General features: G+C 73.1%; 17 protein-coding genes. 6 read left to right on the forward strand and 11 right to left on the reverse strand.

Going from position 1 to position 18,373, the window contains the following annotated elements; genetic code table 11:
• Positions 1-32 precede the first annotated feature (32 nt).
• Together crtI and HUO13_RS10940 are read right to left on the reverse strand one after the other, a co-directional pair.
• A complete protein-coding gene (crtI, locus tag HUO13_RS10935) occupies positions 33-1,499 on the reverse strand; it encodes a phytoene desaturase family protein (protein WP_211901287.1) in 1,467 nt (488 codons plus the stop codon).
• Positions 1,499-2,575, reverse strand: a complete 1,077-nt coding sequence (locus HUO13_RS10940) for a polyprenyl synthetase family protein (RefSeq protein WP_249124650.1) — start codon at positions 2,573-2,575, stop codon at positions 1,499-1,501. Before HUO13_RS10940 ends, crtI begins: the two co-directional genes overlap by 1 nt.
• A 231-nt stretch (positions 2,576-2,806) precedes the next feature.
• On the opposite strand from HUO13_RS10940, the gene metF reads away from it, so the two are divergent.
• Complete coding sequence (gene metF / locus HUO13_RS10945) at positions 2,807-3,691, forward strand: methylenetetrahydrofolate reductase [NAD(P)H] (RefSeq protein ID WP_211901288.1); 885 nt, start codon at positions 2,807-2,809, stop codon at positions 3,689-3,691.
• Positions 3,692-3,773: 82 nt separating this feature from the next.
• A complete protein-coding gene (locus tag HUO13_RS10950) occupies positions 3,774-4,214 on the forward strand; it encodes a hypothetical protein (protein WP_211901289.1) in 441 nt (146 codons plus the stop codon).
• Positions 4,215-4,391: 177 nt separating this feature from the next.
• Here the strand turns inward: HUO13_RS10950 and HUO13_RS10955 are convergent, their stop codons facing one another.
• Complete coding sequence (locus HUO13_RS10955; RefSeq protein ID WP_249124652.1) at positions 4,392-5,429, reverse strand: hypothetical protein; 1,038 nt, start codon at positions 5,427-5,429, stop codon at positions 4,392-4,394.
• Positions 5,430-5,550: 121 nt separating this feature from the next.
• On the opposite strand from HUO13_RS10955, the gene HUO13_RS10960 reads away from it, so the two are divergent.
• Positions 5,551-6,549: a helix-turn-helix transcriptional regulator gene (locus HUO13_RS10960; protein ID WP_211901290.1), complete on the forward strand. Its 999-nt coding sequence runs from the start codon at positions 5,551-5,553 to the stop codon at positions 6,547-6,549.
• Between the two features lie 41 nt (positions 6,550-6,590).
• Here HUO13_RS10960 and HUO13_RS10965 read toward each other — a convergent pair whose 3' ends face one another.
• Positions 6,591-7,286 (reverse strand): DUF3153 domain-containing protein, encoded by a 696-nt coding sequence (locus HUO13_RS10965; protein WP_249124653.1) that lies wholly within the window; start codon positions 7,284-7,286, stop codon positions 6,591-6,593.
• A gap of 79 nt (positions 7,287-7,365) precedes the next feature.
• Here HUO13_RS10965 and HUO13_RS10970 point away from each other — a divergent pair, with 79 nt between their 5' ends.
• The gene (locus HUO13_RS10970) at positions 7,366-9,042 is read left to right on the forward strand and encodes a DUF885 domain-containing protein (RefSeq protein ID WP_211901291.1); all 1,677 of its coding nucleotides are present in this window, start codon (positions 7,366-7,368) and stop codon (positions 9,040-9,042) included.
• 124 nt (positions 9,043-9,166) lie between these two features.
• Here the strand turns inward: HUO13_RS10970 and HUO13_RS10975 are convergent, their stop codons facing one another.
• The gene (locus tag HUO13_RS10975) at positions 9,167-9,742 is read right to left on the reverse strand and encodes a GNAT family N-acetyltransferase (RefSeq protein ID WP_211901292.1); all 576 of its coding nucleotides are present in this window, start codon (positions 9,740-9,742) and stop codon (positions 9,167-9,169) included.
• 305 nt (positions 9,743-10,047) lie between these two features.
• Between HUO13_RS10975 and HUO13_RS10980 the strand changes: the two genes are divergently transcribed.
• Both HUO13_RS10980 and HUO13_RS10985 read left to right on the forward strand, forming a co-directional pair.
• A complete protein-coding gene (locus HUO13_RS10980) occupies positions 10,048-10,500 on the forward strand; it encodes an SAV_6107 family HEPN domain-containing protein (protein WP_211901293.1) in 453 nt (150 codons plus the stop codon).
• Positions 10,501-10,511: 11 nt separating this feature from the next.
• On the forward strand, positions 10,512-11,372 hold the full coding sequence (locus HUO13_RS10985; protein ID WP_249124655.1) for a maleylpyruvate isomerase N-terminal domain-containing protein: 861 nt from the start codon (positions 10,512-10,514) through the stop codon (positions 11,370-11,372).
• 520 nt (positions 11,373-11,892) lie between these two features.
• Here HUO13_RS10985 and HUO13_RS10990 read toward each other — a convergent pair.
• From HUO13_RS10990 to HUO13_RS11015, 6 genes are all read right to left on the reverse strand, one after another.
• Positions 11,893-13,197 carry a phosphodiester glycosidase family protein gene (locus tag HUO13_RS10990; protein ID WP_211901295.1) on the reverse strand — a complete coding sequence of 435 codons (1,305 nt, stop codon included), beginning with the start codon at positions 13,195-13,197 and terminating at the stop codon, positions 11,893-11,895.
• Positions 13,198-13,395: 198 nt separating this feature from the next.
• On the reverse strand, positions 13,396-14,646 hold the full coding sequence (locus tag HUO13_RS10995) for an MFS transporter (protein WP_211901296.1): 1,251 nt from the start codon (positions 14,644-14,646) through the stop codon (positions 13,396-13,398).
• Positions 14,646-15,773, reverse strand: a complete 1,128-nt coding sequence (locus HUO13_RS11000) for a PLP-dependent cysteine synthase family protein (protein WP_211901297.1) — start codon at positions 15,771-15,773, stop codon at positions 14,646-14,648. Before HUO13_RS11000 ends, HUO13_RS10995 begins: the two co-directional genes overlap by 1 nt.
• 264 nt (positions 15,774-16,037) lie before the next feature.
• Positions 16,038-16,433 (reverse strand): hypothetical protein, encoded by a 396-nt coding sequence (locus HUO13_RS11005; RefSeq protein ID WP_249124656.1) that lies wholly within the window; start codon positions 16,431-16,433, stop codon positions 16,038-16,040.
• A gap of 165 nt (positions 16,434-16,598) precedes the next feature.
• Positions 16,599-17,777: an FAD-dependent monooxygenase gene (locus HUO13_RS11010; RefSeq protein ID WP_211901299.1), complete on the reverse strand. Its 1,179-nt coding sequence runs from the start codon at positions 17,775-17,777 to the stop codon at positions 16,599-16,601.
• Positions 17,774-18,364, reverse strand: a complete 591-nt coding sequence (locus tag HUO13_RS11015) for a TetR/AcrR family transcriptional regulator (protein ID WP_211901300.1) — start codon at positions 18,362-18,364, stop codon at positions 17,774-17,776. Before HUO13_RS11015 ends, HUO13_RS11010 begins: the two co-directional genes overlap by 4 nt.
• Positions 18,365-18,373 lie beyond the last annotated feature (9 nt).

The following is an 18,373-nucleotide window of genomic DNA, read 5'->3' on the forward strand; positions in this document are numbered from 1 at the left end:
GCCCCGCGGCATCAGCGGGTGAGCGCAGCCGCTCACCCGGTGATGCGCTGGGCGGCGAGCCTGCCCGAGATCAGCACCGGCGGCACGCCTACGCCCGGTGTGGTGCCCGAACCGGCCAGCACCACGTTGTCCAGCCCCCGCACCAGGTTGCGCGGCCGGAACGGGCCGGTCTGGGCGAAGGTGTGCGCGGCGGAGAACGGCGTGCCCGCGGCGTGCCCCTGTGCCGCCCAGTCCAGCGGGGTGACCAGCCGCCGCACCTCGACCGAGTCGGCGAACCCGGTGAACCCGCGGCGCTCGAGGACCGCGAGGAGCTCGTCGGCGTAGGCGGGGCCGATCCGCTCCCAGTCGATCCGGCCCGCGGCCAGGTTCGGGCACGGCGCGAGCACGTAGTGCAGTTCGCGGCCCGGCGGCGCCAGCGACGCGTCGGTGGCGGTGGGCCGGGTGACCAGCAGCGACGGGTCCGACATCAGCGCGCCCTCGCGGATGATCTCGGTGAAGGTGCGGTCCCACGCCGCGCCGAAGGAGATGGTGTGGTGGGCGGTGCCGGGCCAGCTGCGGGTCGTCCCGGCGTGCAGGACCAGCGCCGACGGCGACCAGCGCAGCCGGCGGCGCGGGGCGGCGCCCAGCAGGCGGTAGGTGACCGGCAGGTCCGGGGTCATGACCACGGCGTCGACGCTGATCCGCTCCCCGCCCGAGGTGGTCGCGGCGGTGATCCGGTCGCCGCGGCGTTCCAGGCCGGTGATCTCGGTGCCGTACCGGAAACCCACACCGGCATCGCGCGCCGCGTCGGCCATGGCGGCGGGCACGGCGTGCATCCCGCCGCGCGGGAACCACACGCCGTTGACGGTGTCCATGTAGGAGATGACCGAGTACAACGCCAGTGCCCGGCGGGGGTCCAGGCCGGCGTAGAGCGCCTGGAAGGAGAACACCCGCCGCAGGCGCTCGTCGCGCAGGTACCGGCCGATGGCCGGGCCGAGCCTGCCGAACCCGCCGAGCGCGGTCAGCCGCGCCAGCTCCGGCGACACCAGGTCCAGCGGCGAGTCGAAGTTCGCGTCGATGAACCGCCGCATCTCGGCCCGGTACACCGCGGTCAGCCAGCGCCGCAGCCGCCGGTACCCGGCCGCCTCCTCCGCGCCAGCGAAGCGGCGGACCTCGTCCTCCATCGCCTCCGCGTCGGTGTGCACGTCCAGCGCCGACCCGTCGGCGAACCGGGCCCGGTACGCGGGCCGCAGCGGCACTAGGTCGAGGCGTTCCCGCAGGGACGAGCCGACCGCGGCCAAGGCGTCGTCGACCAGCTCGGGCATCGTCAGCACGGTCGGGCCGGTGTCGATCCGGTAGCCGTCGACGCGCAGCGTCCCGGCCCGGCCGCCGGGGGTGGACTCGCGCTCGACCACGGTCACCCGGCGTCCGGCGCCGGCCAGGTGCAGCGCCGCCGACAGTCCCGCCAGCCCCGCCCCGACGACCAGGACGTGGTCCACGGGACCGCTGACGCGCCGCATCAGCGGTTCCGGTCGGTGACCGCCACGGCCAGCTCCGCCAGCCGCGACGCGGCGGGCTCGGCCAGCCCGACGCCGTGCAGCGCGGCCATCGCGGTGCCGGTGAGCTCGGTGATGCGGCGTTCGACGGCGTCGACCGCGCCGAGCCGCCGCAGGGCCTCCCTGCTCTGCTCGACGCGCTTCTCGTCCAGGTTCTCGTCGCCCAGCACACCGCGCAGCAGGTCGAGGGCGTCCTGGTCGCCCTGCCCCTGGGCGCTTTCCAGGGCCTCGGCGATCAGCAGGGTCCGCTTGCCCTCGCGCAGGTCGTCGCCCGCGGGCTTGCCGGTGACCTCGGGGTCGCCGAACACGCCGAGCAGGTCGTCGCGGAGCTGGAAGGCGACGCCGATGTCGCTGCCGAAACGCCGCAGCGCCTCCAGCGCGGTCTCGTCGGCACCGGCGAGCTCCGCGCCGAGCTCCAACGGGCGCTGGACGGTGTAGGAGGCCGACTTCAGCTCGTCGATGCGCAGCGCGGCCTGCGGTGTCTCGTCACCGCGAACCGGACCCAGCAGGTCCAGGTACTGGCCGGCGAGGACCTCGGTGCGCATCGCCCGCCACGGGCGCAGGCCGCGCGCCATGGCCTCCGGCGGCAGGCCGGAGGCGTGCAGCATGTCGTCGGCCCACGCCAGGGCCAGGTCGCCGAGCAGGATCGCGGCGGCCATGCCGAACTGGCGGTCCTCGCCGTTCCAGCGCTGCTGCCGGTGCAGCGCGGCGAACGCCTGGTGCACGGTCGGGTTGCCGCGGCGGGTGTCGGAGTCGTCGATCAGGTCGTCGTGGACCAGGGCGCACGCCTGCAGCAGCTCCAGCGAGCTCGCGGCGCGCAGCATCGCCTGCGCCCGGGGGCCGTCGGCCGCACCGCCCGCGGCGCGCCATCCCCACCACGCGAAGGTGGGTCGGATGCGCTTGCCGCCGCCCAGGACGAAACGCACGAGCTCGTCCACCGCCGTCGCGAAAGCCGCGTCGAGCTCGCGGCTCTGGTCTCGGCGGGTCTGCAGGTAGTCGGTCAGGGTCTGCTGCACCCGACCGGGCAGATCTGCTTCCACGACAGCGTCCTCGGCGGTGGCTTGCTCACGGGCCAAATGCGGTACAGGCACCTCACCATCCTCTTCGATGGCGGGTGCGGCATCCCGTCCACCCTGCTCGTGTGCGGGCTGTGACCAGCGCGAACCCGGAGCGTAGCGATGCTTCGCGGGGTTGCCCCGGCCGTCTGCTTCCCTGGCCCCGACGGGTGCCACGACTCCGGCTGCCGCTCTCCCGGCGCTTACGCTTTCCCCATGACGGCGGTGGTGGACCGGCTGGCCGGCGGGCGCACGGGTTTCTCGGTGGAGTTCTTCCCGCCGCGCGACGACGAGGAGGAGCGCATCCTCTGGCGCGCGGTGCGCGAGCTCGAACCGCTGGACCCGGCCTTCGTGTCGGTGACCTACGGCGCGGGCGGCTCCAGCCGCGACCGCACGATCCGGACCACCGGCCGGATCGCCCAGGAGACCACCCTGACACCGGTCGCGCACCTGACCGCCGTGAACCACTCGGTGGCCGAGCTGCGCAACGTCATCGGCTGGTACGCCGCCGTCGGAGTGTGCAACGTGCTGGCCATCCGCGGCGACCCGCCGGGCGATCCCAACGGCGAGTGGGTGACGCACCCGGACGGCCTGACCTACGCCGAGGAGCTGGTGCGGCTGGTGCGCGAGCTGGGCGACTTCTGCGTCGGCGTCGCGGCGTTCCCGCACGGGCACCCGCGCTCGACCTGCCTCGACACCGACGTCGAGCACCTGGTGCGCAAGATCCAGACCGGGGCCGAGTTCGCCGTCGCGCAGCTGTTCCTGGAACCGGAGCACTTCCTGCGGCTGCGCGACCGGATGGCGGAGCGGGGCTGCGACGTGCCGCTGCTGCCGGGCATCATGCCGATCACCACGCCCCGCGTCCTGGGCAAGTTCGGCGAGCTGTCGGGCGCGCCGGTGCCGCCCGCGGTGCTGGAACGCCTGGAGCCGCTCGCCGGCGACGCGGCGGCGTTCCGCGCCGAAGGCGTGGAGCTGGCGACGGAGCTGTGCGAGCGGCTGATCGCCGAGGGCGTGCCCGCGCTGCACTTCTACACGCTCAACCGCTCGAAGGCCACGCGGCAGGTCGTGGCCAACCTGGGCCTGTTGCCGGCGCGCGCCTGAGCACGCCCGGCCGAAAACCGTTCACCTGGCTCGCCGCTGCCCTCCACAATGGGCCGGTGGCGCGAAGCAGGAGGTGGTGAGCGTGTCCCGGCCCGCCGTGATCGCCGACATGGACGGCACGCTGGTCGACGTGAGCGGTATCCGCCACCACGTGACCGGACCGGAGCGCAACTTCGCCGCCTTCCACGCCGCCTCGATCGACTGCCCGCCCAACCCCGGCGTCGTCGCCGAGGTGCGCGAACACGCCGCGCTCGGTCGCGACGTCGTCGTGGTCACCGGCCGCTCCCGCCGGTGGGAGCGGCTGAGCTCGATGTGGCTGGCGCTGCACGACGTGCCGACCGACGCCCTGTTCATGCGCCGTGACGGCGACTACCGGCCGGACTACGAGGTCAAGCGCGACATCCTGGCGGGCATCCGGCGCCGCTGGGACGTCGTGCACGCGATCGACGACAACCCCGGCGTGATCGCGCTGTGGCGGGAGGCGGCGATTCCGGTCTCCGTCGTCCCGGGCTGGCCCGGCTGACCCGGGCGCGCAGCGGTTGCCGGAAAGCCACCGGGAATGCACTCCTGACCGGAGCCGTTGTGGATCTCGGTGGCTCGGCCCGGCGTCCGTCCTCCTCTCCCAAGGGACACCGGGCCGTCCGGCCGGGTCGCAGGGCTCTTCCCCCGAGCGCCGCGACCCGGCCACCTCGGACCTCTCCTACGCGGAGTGTTCGGCGAGGATCTCGCGGTGCAGGTCGAGCAGTCTCGGGACGTCCGCGCGATCAGCCCTGGCCATGCCGCATTCGGTGCAGATGCCCCAGGGCCCGCTGCCGCCCGGCAGGTACCGGTCGACCAGCGCCACCTGCGCCTCGGTCGTTCCCGCCGCCTGCTCGTCGGGGTGGTACGGCACGAGGGCGAAGAACAGCTCGGTCCCAGGCCCGGTCCGCAGGTCGGCGAGAGGCGCGAAGTACGCCGCGTCCGCCCGGTACTGCGGCACGGTGAACGACAGCCAGTCCAGCGGCCGGCGGGCGCGGCGGACGACGGCGTTGGCGAGTCGCACCTGCGTGGCGAGCGATTCGGGCTCGACCATGTGCTCGTGCCCGGCGTCGCCGTAGCAGAGGTGCACTCCGGCGTGCACCTCGCCGGGCACGTGGTCGACGAGCCCGGCGAGCTGCCCGGCCTGCTCGCCGAGGGACTCCGGAGCCAGGGCGGCGGTGACGGTTTCCACCGCCGCGTCCCACTGCACGGCCAGGTCGCGGTGCGGTACGGCGGCCAGGAGCTCGCCGAGGTCGGCGAGCAGCGCGCGCTCGTAGGACGGGGTGATCCGCGCCCTGTCGGCCGGGTGGAAGAGGTGGCTCACCGCCTGCGGCGTCGGGTACTCGACCTGGAACCGGACGTCCACCGGCACGACGTCCTCACCACGCAACTCGCGGAACGTCGCGTACGAAGCCCGGTACTCGGACGCGTAACCGATCTCCGGCCACGCGATCCGATCGGGGTCGGTCGCCTCCGAGACGCGCAGCACCGGACCGCCTCCGTACGGGCCTTCCGCGCCGGGCTCGCCCGCGGTCAGTTCGAGACCGGGTGTGGCTTCCAACCGCGGCCGCTGGTAGCCGATCCACTGCGCGCGTTCACCGGTCTCCCCGTCGGGCAGCCTGCGGAATCCGCGTGGCACCCGTTCGGCGAGCGTGCGGAGGACGGCCGTGGTGTCGGGCAGGTTCACCCCACCGTTGAAGTGGACGGCGACAGGTGGCATCGGAACCTCGAATCAGAGTCGTGGGAACACTCCGCCTCCGCGGAAGTGCGATGAGGCGGCTCGACCACTGTTCCGGCGGAAGTGGCCAGGTTCTGGCCGCTTCCCGGGGCAGGATCGGGGAATGCCAGAGACCTCCGCGCGACTGCTGCTCCTGCTGTCCCTCCTCCAGGCTCGGCGCGAGTGGCCGACCGGCGAGCTCGCGGCGCGGCTGGAGGTCAGCCGCCGGACCGTGCGCAGGGACGTCGACCGCCTGCGCGATCTCGGCTACCCCGTGCACGTCACCAGGGGACCGGGCGCCGCCTACCGGCTGGACGCCGGGTCGCGGCTGCCGCCGCTGCTGTTCGACGACGAGCAGGCCGTCGCCGTCGCGGTCGCGCTGCGGACCGCGCCGACCACGGTCTCCGGCATCGACGAGGCGGCCGCGCGGGCGCTGGCGACCATCCGGCAGGTGATGCCCGCGCGGCTCCGGCACGCGATCGACGCGATGCGGGTGACCCCGCTGGCCAACCCGTGGGAGCTGGCCGCCCCGCGGGTGGACTCCGGACTGCTGCTCGCGTTGGGCACGGCGGTGCGCGGCGGTGAGGTGCTGGCGTTCGACTACCTCGACCACTCCGGCCCCGGCGAGGGGCGGCAACCGGCGAGACGGGTCGAGCCGCACCACCTCGTCATCTGGAGCGGCCGCTGGTACCTGGCCGGGTGGGACCAGGGGCTCCCCGGCTGGGCCGCTTTCCGGGTCGATCGCATCGGCGAGCCAACCGCGACCGGACGCCGGTTCACCCGCCGGGAGCTGCCGGGTGCCGACGTCGCCGCCTTCGTGACCAGCCAGTTCGACCGCGGCGACGTGCCCGGCCACTGGCCGTGCCGCGGTGAGGTCGTGCTGGACGCACCGGCGGAAGTCGTCGCACGCTGGGCACCGGGCGGTCCCGTCGTCGAGGCACTCGGGCCCGACCGCTGCCGCCTGGTCCTCGGCGCGTGGTCGTGGACCGGGCTCGCCGCGCTGGTCGGCACCTTCGCCGCCGACATCGAGGTGATCGGTCCGCCCGAGCTCGTCGCCGCGTGCGCCGAGCTGTCCCACCGGTACGCCGCCGCGGCAGGCATCCCAGACCCGCAAGGCGGCTGACCCGGGCTTCCCGCCGGTAACGACCTCCCAGCCGGTGTGCCCTACTGGCTCGTGGTGCGCTCGTCGGACGGCCGGTGCGCCCGTTCGTGCGACTGCTGCGCGAGCACGCCGACCAGGACCGCCGCACCCAGCGCCACGCCACCGATCAGCAGCGCCCACGTGAGCCACGCCTGGTCCTGGTCACCGGCGTACTGGTAGGTCGCCGACAGCTCGTTGAGCTCGCCCGCCTCCGGGTGCCAGGTGACCATGCCCGCGGTCTCCTGCCCGTTGGTGTTGGTGACCTCGCCCGGCGCGCTGAGCTCGACGGTGAACGCCGAGTCGGTGCCCGACAGCGGTGTCAGGTCCACCGCCCCGTCCAGGATCACCAGCGAACCGCTTCGCTTGAGCTGCAGCCGGTAGCGCGAGTCCGAAGGGTTGAGCGCCTTGGCCAGCCGGTCGAGCTCCTCGAACGTCAGCCCCTGGAACGACAGGTGCGAGCCGACCCGCCCGTCCGCCGCGTACGGCTCCACGCTGACCCTGTCGGCCAGGTCGGGCGGTGGCTCGAGCCGGAACGGCACCTGGCCGTCCGGGGTCTGGGTGGAGACGAGCAGCTCACCCGATACGAGGTCCTCGTTGTCGATGCTCAGGGACGCCCTGGCGTGCAGGCACCCGCTGAGCAGCACCGCGCTCAGCCCGATCACCAGCAGCAGCGCCGCGCGCATCCGGAGGCCGGCCGCGCGGACGGTTCTTCCCCGCACATCACCGATCTTCCCATCCCCGGCGGGTTTCCGCCGCGCGTGCGGAATCCGGCTGGCGCAGCGGGATAGCGTTCCGGGCATGGGATCGAACCACGACGGTGTGCACGAGATCAGCGACCGGTTCGTCGACGAGCTGGCCGCGCTCGACCCGATCGCCGGAACCTACCTGGGGATTCCGGGCGGGGACGACAAGCTGACCGACTACTCGCCGCAGGGGCACCAGGCCCGCGCCGAGCTGGCCCGGCGGTGCCTGGCGGAGGTCTCCGCCGCGGCACCGGCCGACGAGGGGGAGCGGATCGCGCGGGCGGTGTTCGCCGAACGCGTCGGCCTCGACCTCGAGCTGCACGACGCCGGCGCGGACATGGCGGCGCTGAACGTGATCGCCAGCCCCGTGCAGGACCTGCGCCAGGTCTTCGACCTGATGCCGACCTCGACCGCGGAGGACTGGCGCACCATCGCCAGGCGGCTGGCCGCGATGCCGGGCGCGGTCGACGGGCTGCGCGCGGGGCTGAGCGAGGCGGCGGCGCAGGGCAACGTCGCCGCCGCCCGCCAGGTCAACAAGGTCGCCGAACAGTGCGAGACCTGGTCCGGGCGGGACGGCGAGTCGTTCTTCGCCACGATGGTCTCCCGCGCTGAGGCGGAACCGGCGCTGCGTGCCGACCTGGACTCGGCGGCCGGCGCCGCGGCCGAGGCGTACGCGGGCCTCGCGCGCTTCCTGCGCACGGAGCTGCTGCCGAAGGCGCCGGAGAAGGACGCCGTCGGCGAGGAGCGCTACCGGCTCTGGTCGCGCTACTTCACCGGCGCCCGGCTCGACCTGCGGGAGGCCTACGAGTGGGGCTGGGGCGAGTTCTCGTCCATCGAGGCCGAGATGAAGCAGGTGGCCGACCGCATCAAGCCGGGCGCGACGCTCGCCGAGGCCGCCGCGCTCCTCGACGCCGACCCGCGCTACCAGGTGCGCGGCCAGCGCGAGTTCGAGGACTGGATGCAGCAGCTCTCCGACGAGGCGCTGCGCGAGCTGCGCGGCGAGCACTTCGACATCCCCGACCGGCTGATGACCCTGGAGTGCAAGATCGCGCCGCCCGGCGGCGGTGTCGGCGCCTACTACACCGGTCCGACCGACGACTTCTCCCGGCCCGGCCGGATGTGGTGGTCGGTGCCCGCCGACCGCGAGGAGTTCCCGACCTGGCGCGAGGTCTCGACCGTGTACCACGAAGGGGTGCCCGGCCACCACCTGCAGGTCGCCACGTCGGTGCACGAGTCCGGACGGCTGAACAAGTTCCAGCGGCTGGCGTGCTTCGTCTCCGGGCACGGCGAGGGCTGGGCGCTCTACGCCGAACGGCTGATGCGCGAGCTGGGCTACCTCGACGACGACGGGAACCTGCTCGGCATGCTCAACGACCAGCTCTTCCGGGCCGCCCGGGTGGTCGTCGACATCGGCATGCACCTGGAGCTGGAGATCCCGGCGGGCACCGGGTTCCACGAGGGCGAGCGGTGGACGCCGGAGCTCGGCCTGGAGTTCCTGCTCACCCGCACCATCCAGGACCCGGCGCACGTGCGGGACGAGGTGGACCGCTACCTCGGCTGGCCGGGTCAGGCGCCGTCGTACAAGCTCGGCGAGCGGCTGTGGCTGGCGGCCCGCGAGGACGCCAGGAAGCGCCACGGCGACGCGTTCAGCCTCAAGGACTTCCACCGCGACGCGCTGCGGATGGGAGCCATGGGCCTGGACACCCTGCGCGAGCAGCTTGCCAGGCTCTGAAGCCGCGCGCGGTTCGCCCCGGTGGTCGGGGCGGACAGGGGCAGACCGCGGCCGGTGCCGATGGGCGTCGGTACCGGCCGCGGTGCCGGTCCGTCCGCTGCTCCGGCGGGCCTTCGCGCGCCCGTCAGCGGGGGTCGAGCGGCAGCGGGCGGCCGAGGACCGCGAACGGGCGCGGGTCGCCCGTGAAGTGGTAGTCGCGCAGCACGTCCTGGAACCCCACCCTGCGGTACAGCCGCCACGCCCGCGTCGGACCTTCCGGCGTGGACAGCAGCACCTTTCCGCCGGATGCTCCGTCGAGCAGCGTGCGCAGGACCTCCTCGCCGAGGCCGCCGCCCTGGCTGTCCGGGCGCACGTGCAGCTCGGTCAGCTCGAAGTAGTCGTTCAGCCACGTCTCGACGGCGTCGTCCTCGTGCCTGGCCAGCAGGCCGCGCCGGACCTGCTCGTGCCACCACTGGCCGGTGTTGCCCAGGTAGCCGTAACCGACGCCGACCAGCTCGTCCTGCTCGTTGAACGCACCGACGCAGCGCCAGCCGGGACGCAGCATGTGCGCCGACCACATCGGCGCGCGCTGCTGCGCGGTGGACGTCGGGTAGCCCATCGCGTTCACGTAGATCTCGATGGCTTCGCCGAGGCGTTGCCGGAGCTGGTCGGCGGAGAGTTCGACGACCCGGTCGTGGCGAGGTGAGGGCGCGGCTGTCACGCGCCGACACTAAAGGGTCAGGCGCCCTCCGCGTGTGTCCGGGCGGGTGATCATCGCCGATCGCAACCACTCGAACAGGTGAGCTACGGCGCAGTGCTTGAGTCGATCCTGGCCACCGGCTAATCTGGACTTGTTCGAACTGAGGTTCGATATCCCCTCCCAGGATGTCGCCATGGCCGGTTCGGACACCGCCCGGCGGGAGGGTGGGGGAAGCACCCTTCTGCCGGGCACCGCCGGCTTCCCCACGGCAGCGCATACACGGACGTGCTCGTCCCGTCGTGCACTCGACCTCGAGGAGAACGCCGATGTCCCTCTCAGCTCACCTCTCGATACCGGCCCCGCGACGCTCCCCGGACGACCACTGGCCGGCTCCCACACCGGAGGCCCAGGCACCTGCCGGATCGCTCTCGCTGCTGGTGCAGGCCAGGGCCTGCCTGCTCGAGGCCGAGCGGACGGCCAAGCCCGCCGAGCGCTACATCGCCGCCCACATCGCCGCGCTGCGCGCCGCGACCGCCGTGGTCGTGGCGCGCTCCTGGCAGCGGGAGCGCTCCCGCCCGACCAGCGTCTGGCGGCTGCTGACCGACGCCGCGCCGGAGTTACGCGACTGGGCCGGTTTCTACGCGGCCAGGTCGGACCGCCGCGCCGCGGCCGAGGCAGGCATTCCGGGCATCACCGCCGACGATGCCGATGAGCTGCTGCGACGGTCCGAGGAGTTCCTGGACATCGTCGCGCGAAGTCTTTCGGGGGTGATTCGATGATGGCCTGTGCGATGGTCGATCACGGGCGGATGCTCGACCTGCTCGGGAGTGAAGGACAGCTGCTCACCGCCGCCACCCACGACGCGCACGAGGACCTGCCGGTTTCCGGCGCGTCCGGGCGCACGCTGGGGCAGTCGGTCGGCCACCTGGGCGACCTGTGCGAGGACGCGCTGTCGTGGATGGGCGCGTCGGAGAGCGCGGCGCGCAACTGGGGTCCGCCTCGGCAGCCGGGTCTGCGCGAGCTCACCGGGCGGTTCACCGCCAGGCTGGCCGACCTGCTCGCCGAGTTCGGCACCAGGTCGCCGCAGGAGCGCTGCGCGACGTGGTGGCCGCACGACCACACCGTGGGTTTCTGGCTCCGGCGGATTCTGCACGCGACGACGGTGCACCGGGTCGACGTGCAGACGGCGGCCGGGGTGGAGATGACCCCGATCGATCCCGCCCTCGCGCTGGACGGCATCGACGAGGTGCTGCGGCTGTGGTTCGGCTACCGGCTGCGCGCGCTCGGCATCACCGCCACCCGGCCCTGCTCGGTCGTGGTCAAGGCAGGGGGGCGGTCGTGGCGGGCGTCCGCGACGCCGGAGGGCATCGAGGTCTGGTCGCCGACGGACGAACCGTCAGCGCCCGTTACGGGCGCGGGGCGTCCCGGCACGGCTGTTGGGCCGGGTGGGGTCCTGGGTGGCTTCGGTGCGAAGGGTTCCGACGGCTGCGGTGGTTCCGTTGACTCCGAGGTGAGCGCGGTGCTCAGCGGCGAGCCCCCGGCGGTCTACCTGTGGCTGTGGGGGCGCCTCCCGGATCGCGCGGTGACCGCCGACGGCGACCCGGACGCCATCGCCCAGCTCTGGGGCCTCCTGCGCCTGGCGACCCGCTGAAGCGGCGCGGGAGCGAGCAGCCGCTGGAGCGGAGGCCGAGGAGCGGGGGAGCAGGGCGGATCGGGCCGGACGGCGGTCCGGGGATGGCGGTCCGGTGGACCTGGAAGCTGCGGTGTGCGGGGCGAGCGCGCGGGCGGCTCGGCGATCTGGCTGGCGAACGTGGACCTGGCTGGCGAACGTGGGATCTGGCAGGCGTACGCGGACCTGGCTGGCGAACGCGGACCTGGCTGGCGAACGTGGACCTGGCTGGCGAACGTGGAGCTGGCGGGCGTACGCCGACCTACGGGCGCGGAATCTGAATCCGGCTGGGCGGTCACGGCGGGCGAGCGGGCACGCGCGGGCTGTGGCGCGCGGGCCTTCGCGCAGCCTTCATGGGCGCCCCCGCTCCGCGCGCCGCCCGCTCCGCCGCGCTTCGCGCTTCGCGCTTCGCCCCGCTCCGCCGCGCTTCGCGCACCGCCTGGCTCCGCCCCGCTTCGCGCTCCGCGCGCCGCCGCGCCCTGCCGCGCGCCGCTTCGCGGCGCTACTGCCCGCCGCCGCTGAAGATGCCGATGCCGTTGGCGACGGGGCGTTCGCGGCCGTCGGAGGGGTTGTTGCGCACGGTGACCTGCTGGGCGCCTGCTTCGCGGGCGACGAGGGTGGTGGAGCCGCCGCCGTCGAGGTTCACCGCGTCGTCGGCGCCCGAGCGCCTGAGGAGGTCGGCGAGTTCGCTGACCGTGAGTCCGGCGCTGACCTGGGAGCGGCCGTCCATGGCCACCAGGTAGGCGCGTTTGCCGTCCGCGCTGGCGCCGGCGGAGCTCCGCGGCGCCAGGGCCTGGTTGTCGAGACCGGGCAACGCCGTCCCGTCGCGCAGGATCGGGAAGCCGCCCACGACGAACCGGAACTCGGGCACGCCGACCGGGGCGAGCTGGTAGTCGACCGCAACCGGGTCTCCGGGCTTGAGGTCGTCGAGTTCGCCGACACCGTCCTCGCGGCCGACCAGCACGAAGTCGCCCGCGGCGATGGCGCCCGCCCCGGGTTCGGGCCGGACCTCGGCGACCTTGCCGTCGCGCACGACGACCTCGATGGTGGTGTCGCTGCACGGCGCGCCGCGGTCGGTGTCGGTGCCGCAGGTTGCCCTGACCCGCGAGGTCGTCCCCCATGCTTCGGTGAAGACCCCGACTCCGCCGACCGGGATCGCGTACTGGTCGAGCCCGTCGACGCCGAGGACGCCGTGGCCGGTTTCGATCTTGCCTTCCAGCCGGACGCTCGCCACCCGCGCCGTCCGGTCGGTGCCCAGGCCGAAGACGTCCTCGGTCGACGTGCCGTCCGGCAGCCCGGGGCCGAACCGCTGCCCGTCGGGCACCGCGCCCTTGCGCACCTCGCCCGCGGAGATCTCGGCGCCGACGGCGGAGCCGGTCGGCTCGACGCCTTCGTGTTCGTCGGTGTTGTTGAAGAAGTCCCCGTTGACCCCGGCCACCGCGCCCTGGCCGTCGGCGAGCGCGGAGACCGCGGTCGGTTCGGTCACGCTTTTCCGGTGCAGCAGACCGAGATCGACCAGCGGGTTGGCGAGGTCGGCTTCCAGCACGTAGCCCTGGGTCGACCCGTGGCCCGTCTCCCAGGTGAACGAGCGGAAGGTCACTCCGGGGGCGACCTGCTCCTCGCCGGAGAACAGGACGTCGGAGACCAGCGGCTCCGGGGTGGCCGCGGCCGCGCTGCTCTGGACGAGGGCGAGACCGCACACCGCGGCCAGTGCTGCGGCCAGCCGTCGCCGTGCCGGGCCGGAGACCTTGCGACGTCCTGTCGGACCGGCGGCCGTCCGCCGTCTTGCGGTGGAGTTCGGGGTCACCGTGCAGCACCTTTCGGCTGGGGACGGGCGTTCCGGGAGCAGATCATTCCCCGGTGAATGCGCGGTGGTGAACAGTTGGCGGAATTCTGGCCAGTTTTGTTCAGTTCCGACGAGCCCGTGGAGAATGCCCGGAGGCGCCCAACCGACGGGCCCGCTGGATGTCGCCCGGAAAGGCGCTCATCCAGCGGGCCCGCCGCGTCACACAGCGGCCAACCGTGCGTTCCAGCGCCGCGACCGGTGCAGCCGCCACAGCAGACCGCCGCACACCAGGCCGAGCGCGCACAGTGCGGTCCACGGCAGCCAGGGCAGTCCGGCTCCCCGGGCCACGTCGAGAGCGCTGCCGGTCAGCAGGTTGCCGAGCATGATCCCCACTCCGCACACCGTGTTGTAGAGGCCGTAGTAGCTGGCCACGAGGCGTTCGCCGGACAGCCGGACGATGGTGTCCATCTCGAACGGGAAGACCACGAGCGTGCCCAGTGACAGCATCGCCGCCGACAGCACCATCGGACCGAAAGTGGCCACAGTGGACTGTCCTGGCTGCGCCGCTCCGGCCAGCAGCGGCAGGAACGACAACCCCATCAGCGCAAGTCCGCCCGCCAGGCACGTGCCGGGGCTGAACTTCTCCTGGCACCACGCGGTGATCCGCACCTGGCCCGCGATCGCCAGCACGCCCGACACGGCGAACAGCACCGCCACCGCCGTGGTCGCGGTCCGCTCGTCACCGGCCAGCCGCCGCGCCTCGAGCGGCAGCGCGAGGTAGATCTGGTAGTTCAGCACATAGCTGCCGGTCATCACCAGGGAGAAGAGCACGAACGGGCCGTTGCCGAGCATCGTCCGCCATTCCGCCAGCACCGATGTCCGCCCCCGCGCCGGTTCGCCGGTGCGTTGCGGCAACGAGCGGATCTGCAGCACGGCCAGCACCAGGAAGATCCCGGCCGCGGTCAGGCACGTGATCTCGAACGCGACTCCGGTCAGCGCCAGCCCGACGAGTGGCCCGAGCAGGATCCCGGACTGGTAGAAGACGTTGAACAGCGCGAACGCCTCGACCCGGCGGTCACCGGCCTCGGTCGACAGGTACGCGCGGACGGCGGGGTTGAACAGCGCCCCGGCGAACCCGGTCGCCGCCGAGGCGAGCAGCAGCGCGGGCAGGCTGTCGACCAGGCCGATCAACGCGAACCCGCCGGTGCGCAGGGCACATCCGGCGACGATCAGCGGTTTGTAGCCGAAGCGGTCCGCCAGCGTGCCGCCGATCAGGAACATGCCCTGCTGGGCGAAGTTGCGCACGCCCAGCACCAGGCCGACCACCCACACCGCCAGCCCCAGGTCCCCGGCCAGGTAAGCGGCGAGGTAGGGGATGAGCATGTAGAACCCGAGGTTGATGGTGAGCTGGTTCAGCATCAGCATCCGCACGGGCGCCGGGAAGGACCGGAAGCGGGTCAGCAGCCGCATCAGGACCTCCCGAACCGGGTCGGGTCCAGCACGGTCCGGCAGCGCGTCCAGCGCTCGACCTCGACGCTGAACGGATCGGCGATCTGCTCCGGCTCGACCGGTGCGGTGTCCAGGAGCAGGCCGTGCTGCCGGCAGTAGCCGTCGTTGTAGACGGTGTCGAAGTAGCGCTCCGGTCCGTCCGGGAAGACCGCGGCGATGCGGGTGTCGGAGGGTTCGGTGCGCGCCAGCCAGGCCGCCACCAGCGCCACCGCCCCGACGCTCCAGCCGCCGCTGGTGCAGTGCGCGGCCGCCAGCCGTCGCGCCGCCCACACCGCCTCGGCCGCGCCGACCCAGTGCACCTCGTCGAACGCGTGGTGGTCGACGTTGCGGGGATGGATGCTGGAGCCGAGCCCGCGCATCAGCCGCTTGCGGGCGGGCTGGCCGAAGATCGTCGACCCGGTGGTGTCGACCCCGACCAGCTTCAGGTGCGGGAAGTACTCCCGCAGCGTCCTGGACACCCCGGCGGAATGCCCGCCGGTGCCGACCGAGCAGACCAGGACGTCGATCCGCCCGAGCTGCGCGACGAGTTCCAGCGCCAGCGAACGGTATCCGGCCACGTTGTCGGGGTTGTTGTACTGGTCGGGGCAGAACGAGCCGCCGTGGGACGCGAGCAGCGCGCGGACCCGCTCGCGTCGCGCCTCCTGCCAGCCGCCGGTCGGGTGCGGCTCGGTCACGACGTCGACGGTCGCCCCGTAGGCGGTGAGCAGGGTGCGCATGATCGGTTCCATGCCCGGGTCGGTGACCAGCGTGACCGGATGCCCGTAGGTGGCGCCGGCCAGCGCCAGGCCGAGGCCGAGGGTGCCGCTGGTCGACTCGATGATCGTGCCGCCGGGCGCCAGCTCACCGCGGGCGCGTGCCGCCTCGACCATGTGCAGCGCGGGGCGGTCCTTCATGCCGCCGGGGTTGAAACCTTCGAGCTTGGCCCAGAAACCGCTGCCGGCGAGGTTGAAGGGCTGGTCGATCCACAGCACCGGGGTGCCGCCGACCGCGGCTGCCGGGCGGCGGCAGGGTGCGGTCGCGGCGGTGAGCTGAGCGGGTGAGAGGCCGGTCTGCGGAGGGATCTGGGCGTGCGGGGTCAGTGTTTCCACGAATGGTCCTTTCCAGGAGGCGCGCGGCATCCCCGTGCGAGCACGCGGCATCGCGATGCGGCAGCGGTCGTGCGGGCGCGTGGCGCCATGGCCGCGTTCGTCTCGCGTCGCAGTGCGGGCATGCGGCATTGCCCTGCGGCGCAGGGCAATGCCGTGCGCGCAGGCGGAATCACCGCGCGAGGAACAGGAAGAAGAGGTGAGCCATCGACGCCGACGGCCCGGTGTCGGCCACCGCTGCTCAGCGGTGGCGGGAGCGCGCGCTCATCAGACTCGTGTGATGCAGACCCGGGTCAGCAGTGCCCGGCCCGATCGCGATTGCGAGACCGGAACAGGGGATTCCCGCGTGCATCCGGCGTCGTGGACGCGGAGGTCGTCGGCGGCGACGGCCTCGACCGCGGGTGACCAGATCGGTGCGGGAAGTTCGGCGTGTTGCAGGTCGCGGGAGGTCGCGAAGCAGATCTCACCGTGCGCGGCGTGCACGTGCGGGTCGTGCTCGTGCTGCGGAGCGCAGTGCGTCGAGATGCTCTGCACCGGTGCCGCCACGGCTTCGTGCGGTTCGCCGAACGTGACGTGCGCGGCGAGGAAAGACCCCAGGAATGCCAGGACCACGAACAGCCGGACGGCCGATCGGTTCCGCGTAGTGCTTCCAGTGGCGCGCACGCTGACGAGTCTAGCCACGTGCTGTGGCGGCCTGCCACTTCGGCCCGGCAACCGCCGAGTGCACGAACACGTGTGCGCAAATGATTGCCTGACAAGGGAATCGCTCTGAGGACGGGGTTGGACCCGCGGCAGCTCTGCGGCGGGCTCAGTCCACTGTGGGCGCCGCTAGTGGGCGCCGAGCTGCCGGACGACATTCGTCGGCTTGCCCGCGAGCGAGCCGGAGAGATACCGGCTGAAGGCCGGCAGTCCGGCCAGGCGGAGGGCGGTGCGCCGCACGGCGAGCTGCGTCCGGGTGTCCGGGACGAACCAGCGGGCACTGCTGCGTCCGACGCGTTGCTTCTCGGTCACGACCGGCCGCCACAGCCGCTCGTACTCGGCGAGCGCGGCGTCGACGGTGTCGGCCCGGGCGAGTTGTCCGGCCAGCACGTAGGCACCGGCGATCGCGAGTGACGCACCCTGGCCGGCGAGCAGCGACACCGCCTGGCAGGCGTCACCCAGCAGCACCACCCGGCCGTTGGTCCACTGTGGAGCTTCGATCTGCGCCACCTGGTCGTAGTACACCTGGTCGGACGGTGGGCACGCCGCGAGAGCCCGGGGAGCGACCCAGCCGAGTGAACCGTAGACGTCGCGCAGAGCGGCACGCGCGTCGTCGGGCAGTGCCGGATCGGCTGCCCGGTGCACGGCGAACACCGCGACCCGTCCGTCGCGCAGGCCGTAGCAGGCCAGTTGCCTCCCGAGCGTGTCGGTGAGGCAGAACCGGCCGTTCACCTCGGCGTGCACGCGCGGATCGTCGAAGAGGAACGCGGCAGTGTGGAACCCGAGGTAGCGCAGGAACCGGCTCTCCGCGCCGAAAACCGCTGCGCGCACCGACGAGTGGATCCCGTCGGCGCCGACGAGCAGGTCGGCGTCGAGCACGCTCCCGTCGGGCAGGGTGACCCGCACCCGGTCGGAGTCGTTCCCGATGTGCTCCGGCGCGGTCGCGAAGCGCAGGTCGACCTGGTCGGGGAGCTGTTCTCGCAGGGCCCGCTCGAGATCGGGGCGCATGATGCTCAGCAGCCGTCCGCCGACCGCCTTGGTCAGCTGAGAGGTGCGCAGGCCGGCACGCCGGCGGCCCGTCTCGTCGACGTAGCTCACTTCCTCGACGCGGTAGCCGAGTTCGCGCAGCCGCGGCAGCAGGCCCATCGCCTCCGCGGCGTCGTAGCCGGGGCCGAAGAAGTCGATCATGTATCCGGTCTCGCGCGGACCGGGTGCCTTCTCCAGCACGACGACTTCCCAGTCATGGGCGTGCAGCCGGTTCGCCAGCGCCAGTCCGGCGATCCCAGCCCCGCAGATCACGGCTCTCACGGCTGTCCCTCCTCGGTCGGGTGGGTGGAGCGGAACATCCGGCGCAGGACAGGGCGCGCCGTCGCCGCGCTCAGGTCGCCGCTGAGCGCCTGGTGCAGCACGACACCGTCGACGGCTGCGGCCAGCACCATCGCGGTCTCCCGCGGGGTCGCCTCGCCGCGGGCGCGCAGCCAGCCGGCGAGGTCGCGCCGGAAGTCGTCGACGACTCCGGCCACCGCGCGCTTGAGCTCCGGGTCCCGGGTCGCGGCGAGGTAGGTCTCGCTCACCAGCAGCGACGCCGGTTCGTCGGACGCGTAGCGCTCCAGCGTCCCGAGGATCGCGTCGAGCAGGTCGTCCGGCGTCGCGGCGGCGTCGAACAGCGGCCGCATCCCCGCGACCGCTTCGCGCAGCACGCCGACCGCGGCCTCGGTGAGCAGCGCCTGCAGCGAGGCGAAGTGGTAGTGGACCAGCCCGGGGGCCACTCCGGCGCGCTCGGCGAGGACCCGGGTGTGCACGCCGGTCCAGCCCTTCTCGGCGATCAGCTCGACCGCGGCGCCGGTCAACCGCCGCCGCACTTCCCGCCCGCGTTCCGCTGCGGAGTTCACCATGGCCTCTCC

The sequence above is a fragment of the Saccharopolyspora erythraea genome (assembly GCF_018141105.1).
In the GTDB taxonomy this organism is placed as follows: domain Bacteria; phylum Actinomycetota; class Actinomycetes; order Mycobacteriales; family Pseudonocardiaceae; genus Saccharopolyspora_D; species Saccharopolyspora_D erythraea_A.

Excerpts from the sequence above, each read along its gene's own strand:
- crtI (WP_211901287.1), bottom strand. The coding sequence starts at position 1,499 with ATGCGGCGCGTCAGCGGTCCCGTGGACCACGTCCTGGTCGTCGGGGCG.
- metF (WP_211901288.1), top strand. The coding sequence starts at position 2,807 with ATGACGGCGGTGGTGGACCGGCTGGCCGGCGGGCGCACGGGTTTCTCG.
- HUO13_RS10955 (WP_249124652.1), bottom strand. The coding sequence starts at position 5,429 with ATGCCACCTGTCGCCGTCCACTTCAACGGTGGGGTGAACCTGCCCGAC.
- HUO13_RS10960 (WP_211901290.1), top strand. The coding sequence starts at position 5,551 with ATGCCAGAGACCTCCGCGCGACTGCTGCTCCTGCTGTCCCTCCTCCAG.
- HUO13_RS10970 (WP_211901291.1), top strand. The coding sequence starts at position 7,366 with ATGGGATCGAACCACGACGGTGTGCACGAGATCAGCGACCGGTTCGTC.
- HUO13_RS10980 (WP_211901293.1), top strand. The coding sequence starts at position 10,048 with ATGTCCCTCTCAGCTCACCTCTCGATACCGGCCCCGCGACGCTCCCCG.
- HUO13_RS10985 (WP_249124655.1), top strand. The coding sequence starts at position 10,512 with ATGGTCGATCACGGGCGGATGCTCGACCTGCTCGGGAGTGAAGGACAG.
- HUO13_RS10995 (WP_211901296.1), bottom strand. The coding sequence starts at position 14,646 with ATGCGGCTGCTGACCCGCTTCCGGTCCTTCCCGGCGCCCGTGCGGATG.
- HUO13_RS11015 (WP_211901300.1), bottom strand. The coding sequence starts at position 18,364 with ATGGTGAACTCCGCAGCGGAACGCGGGCGGGAAGTGCGGCGGCGGTTG.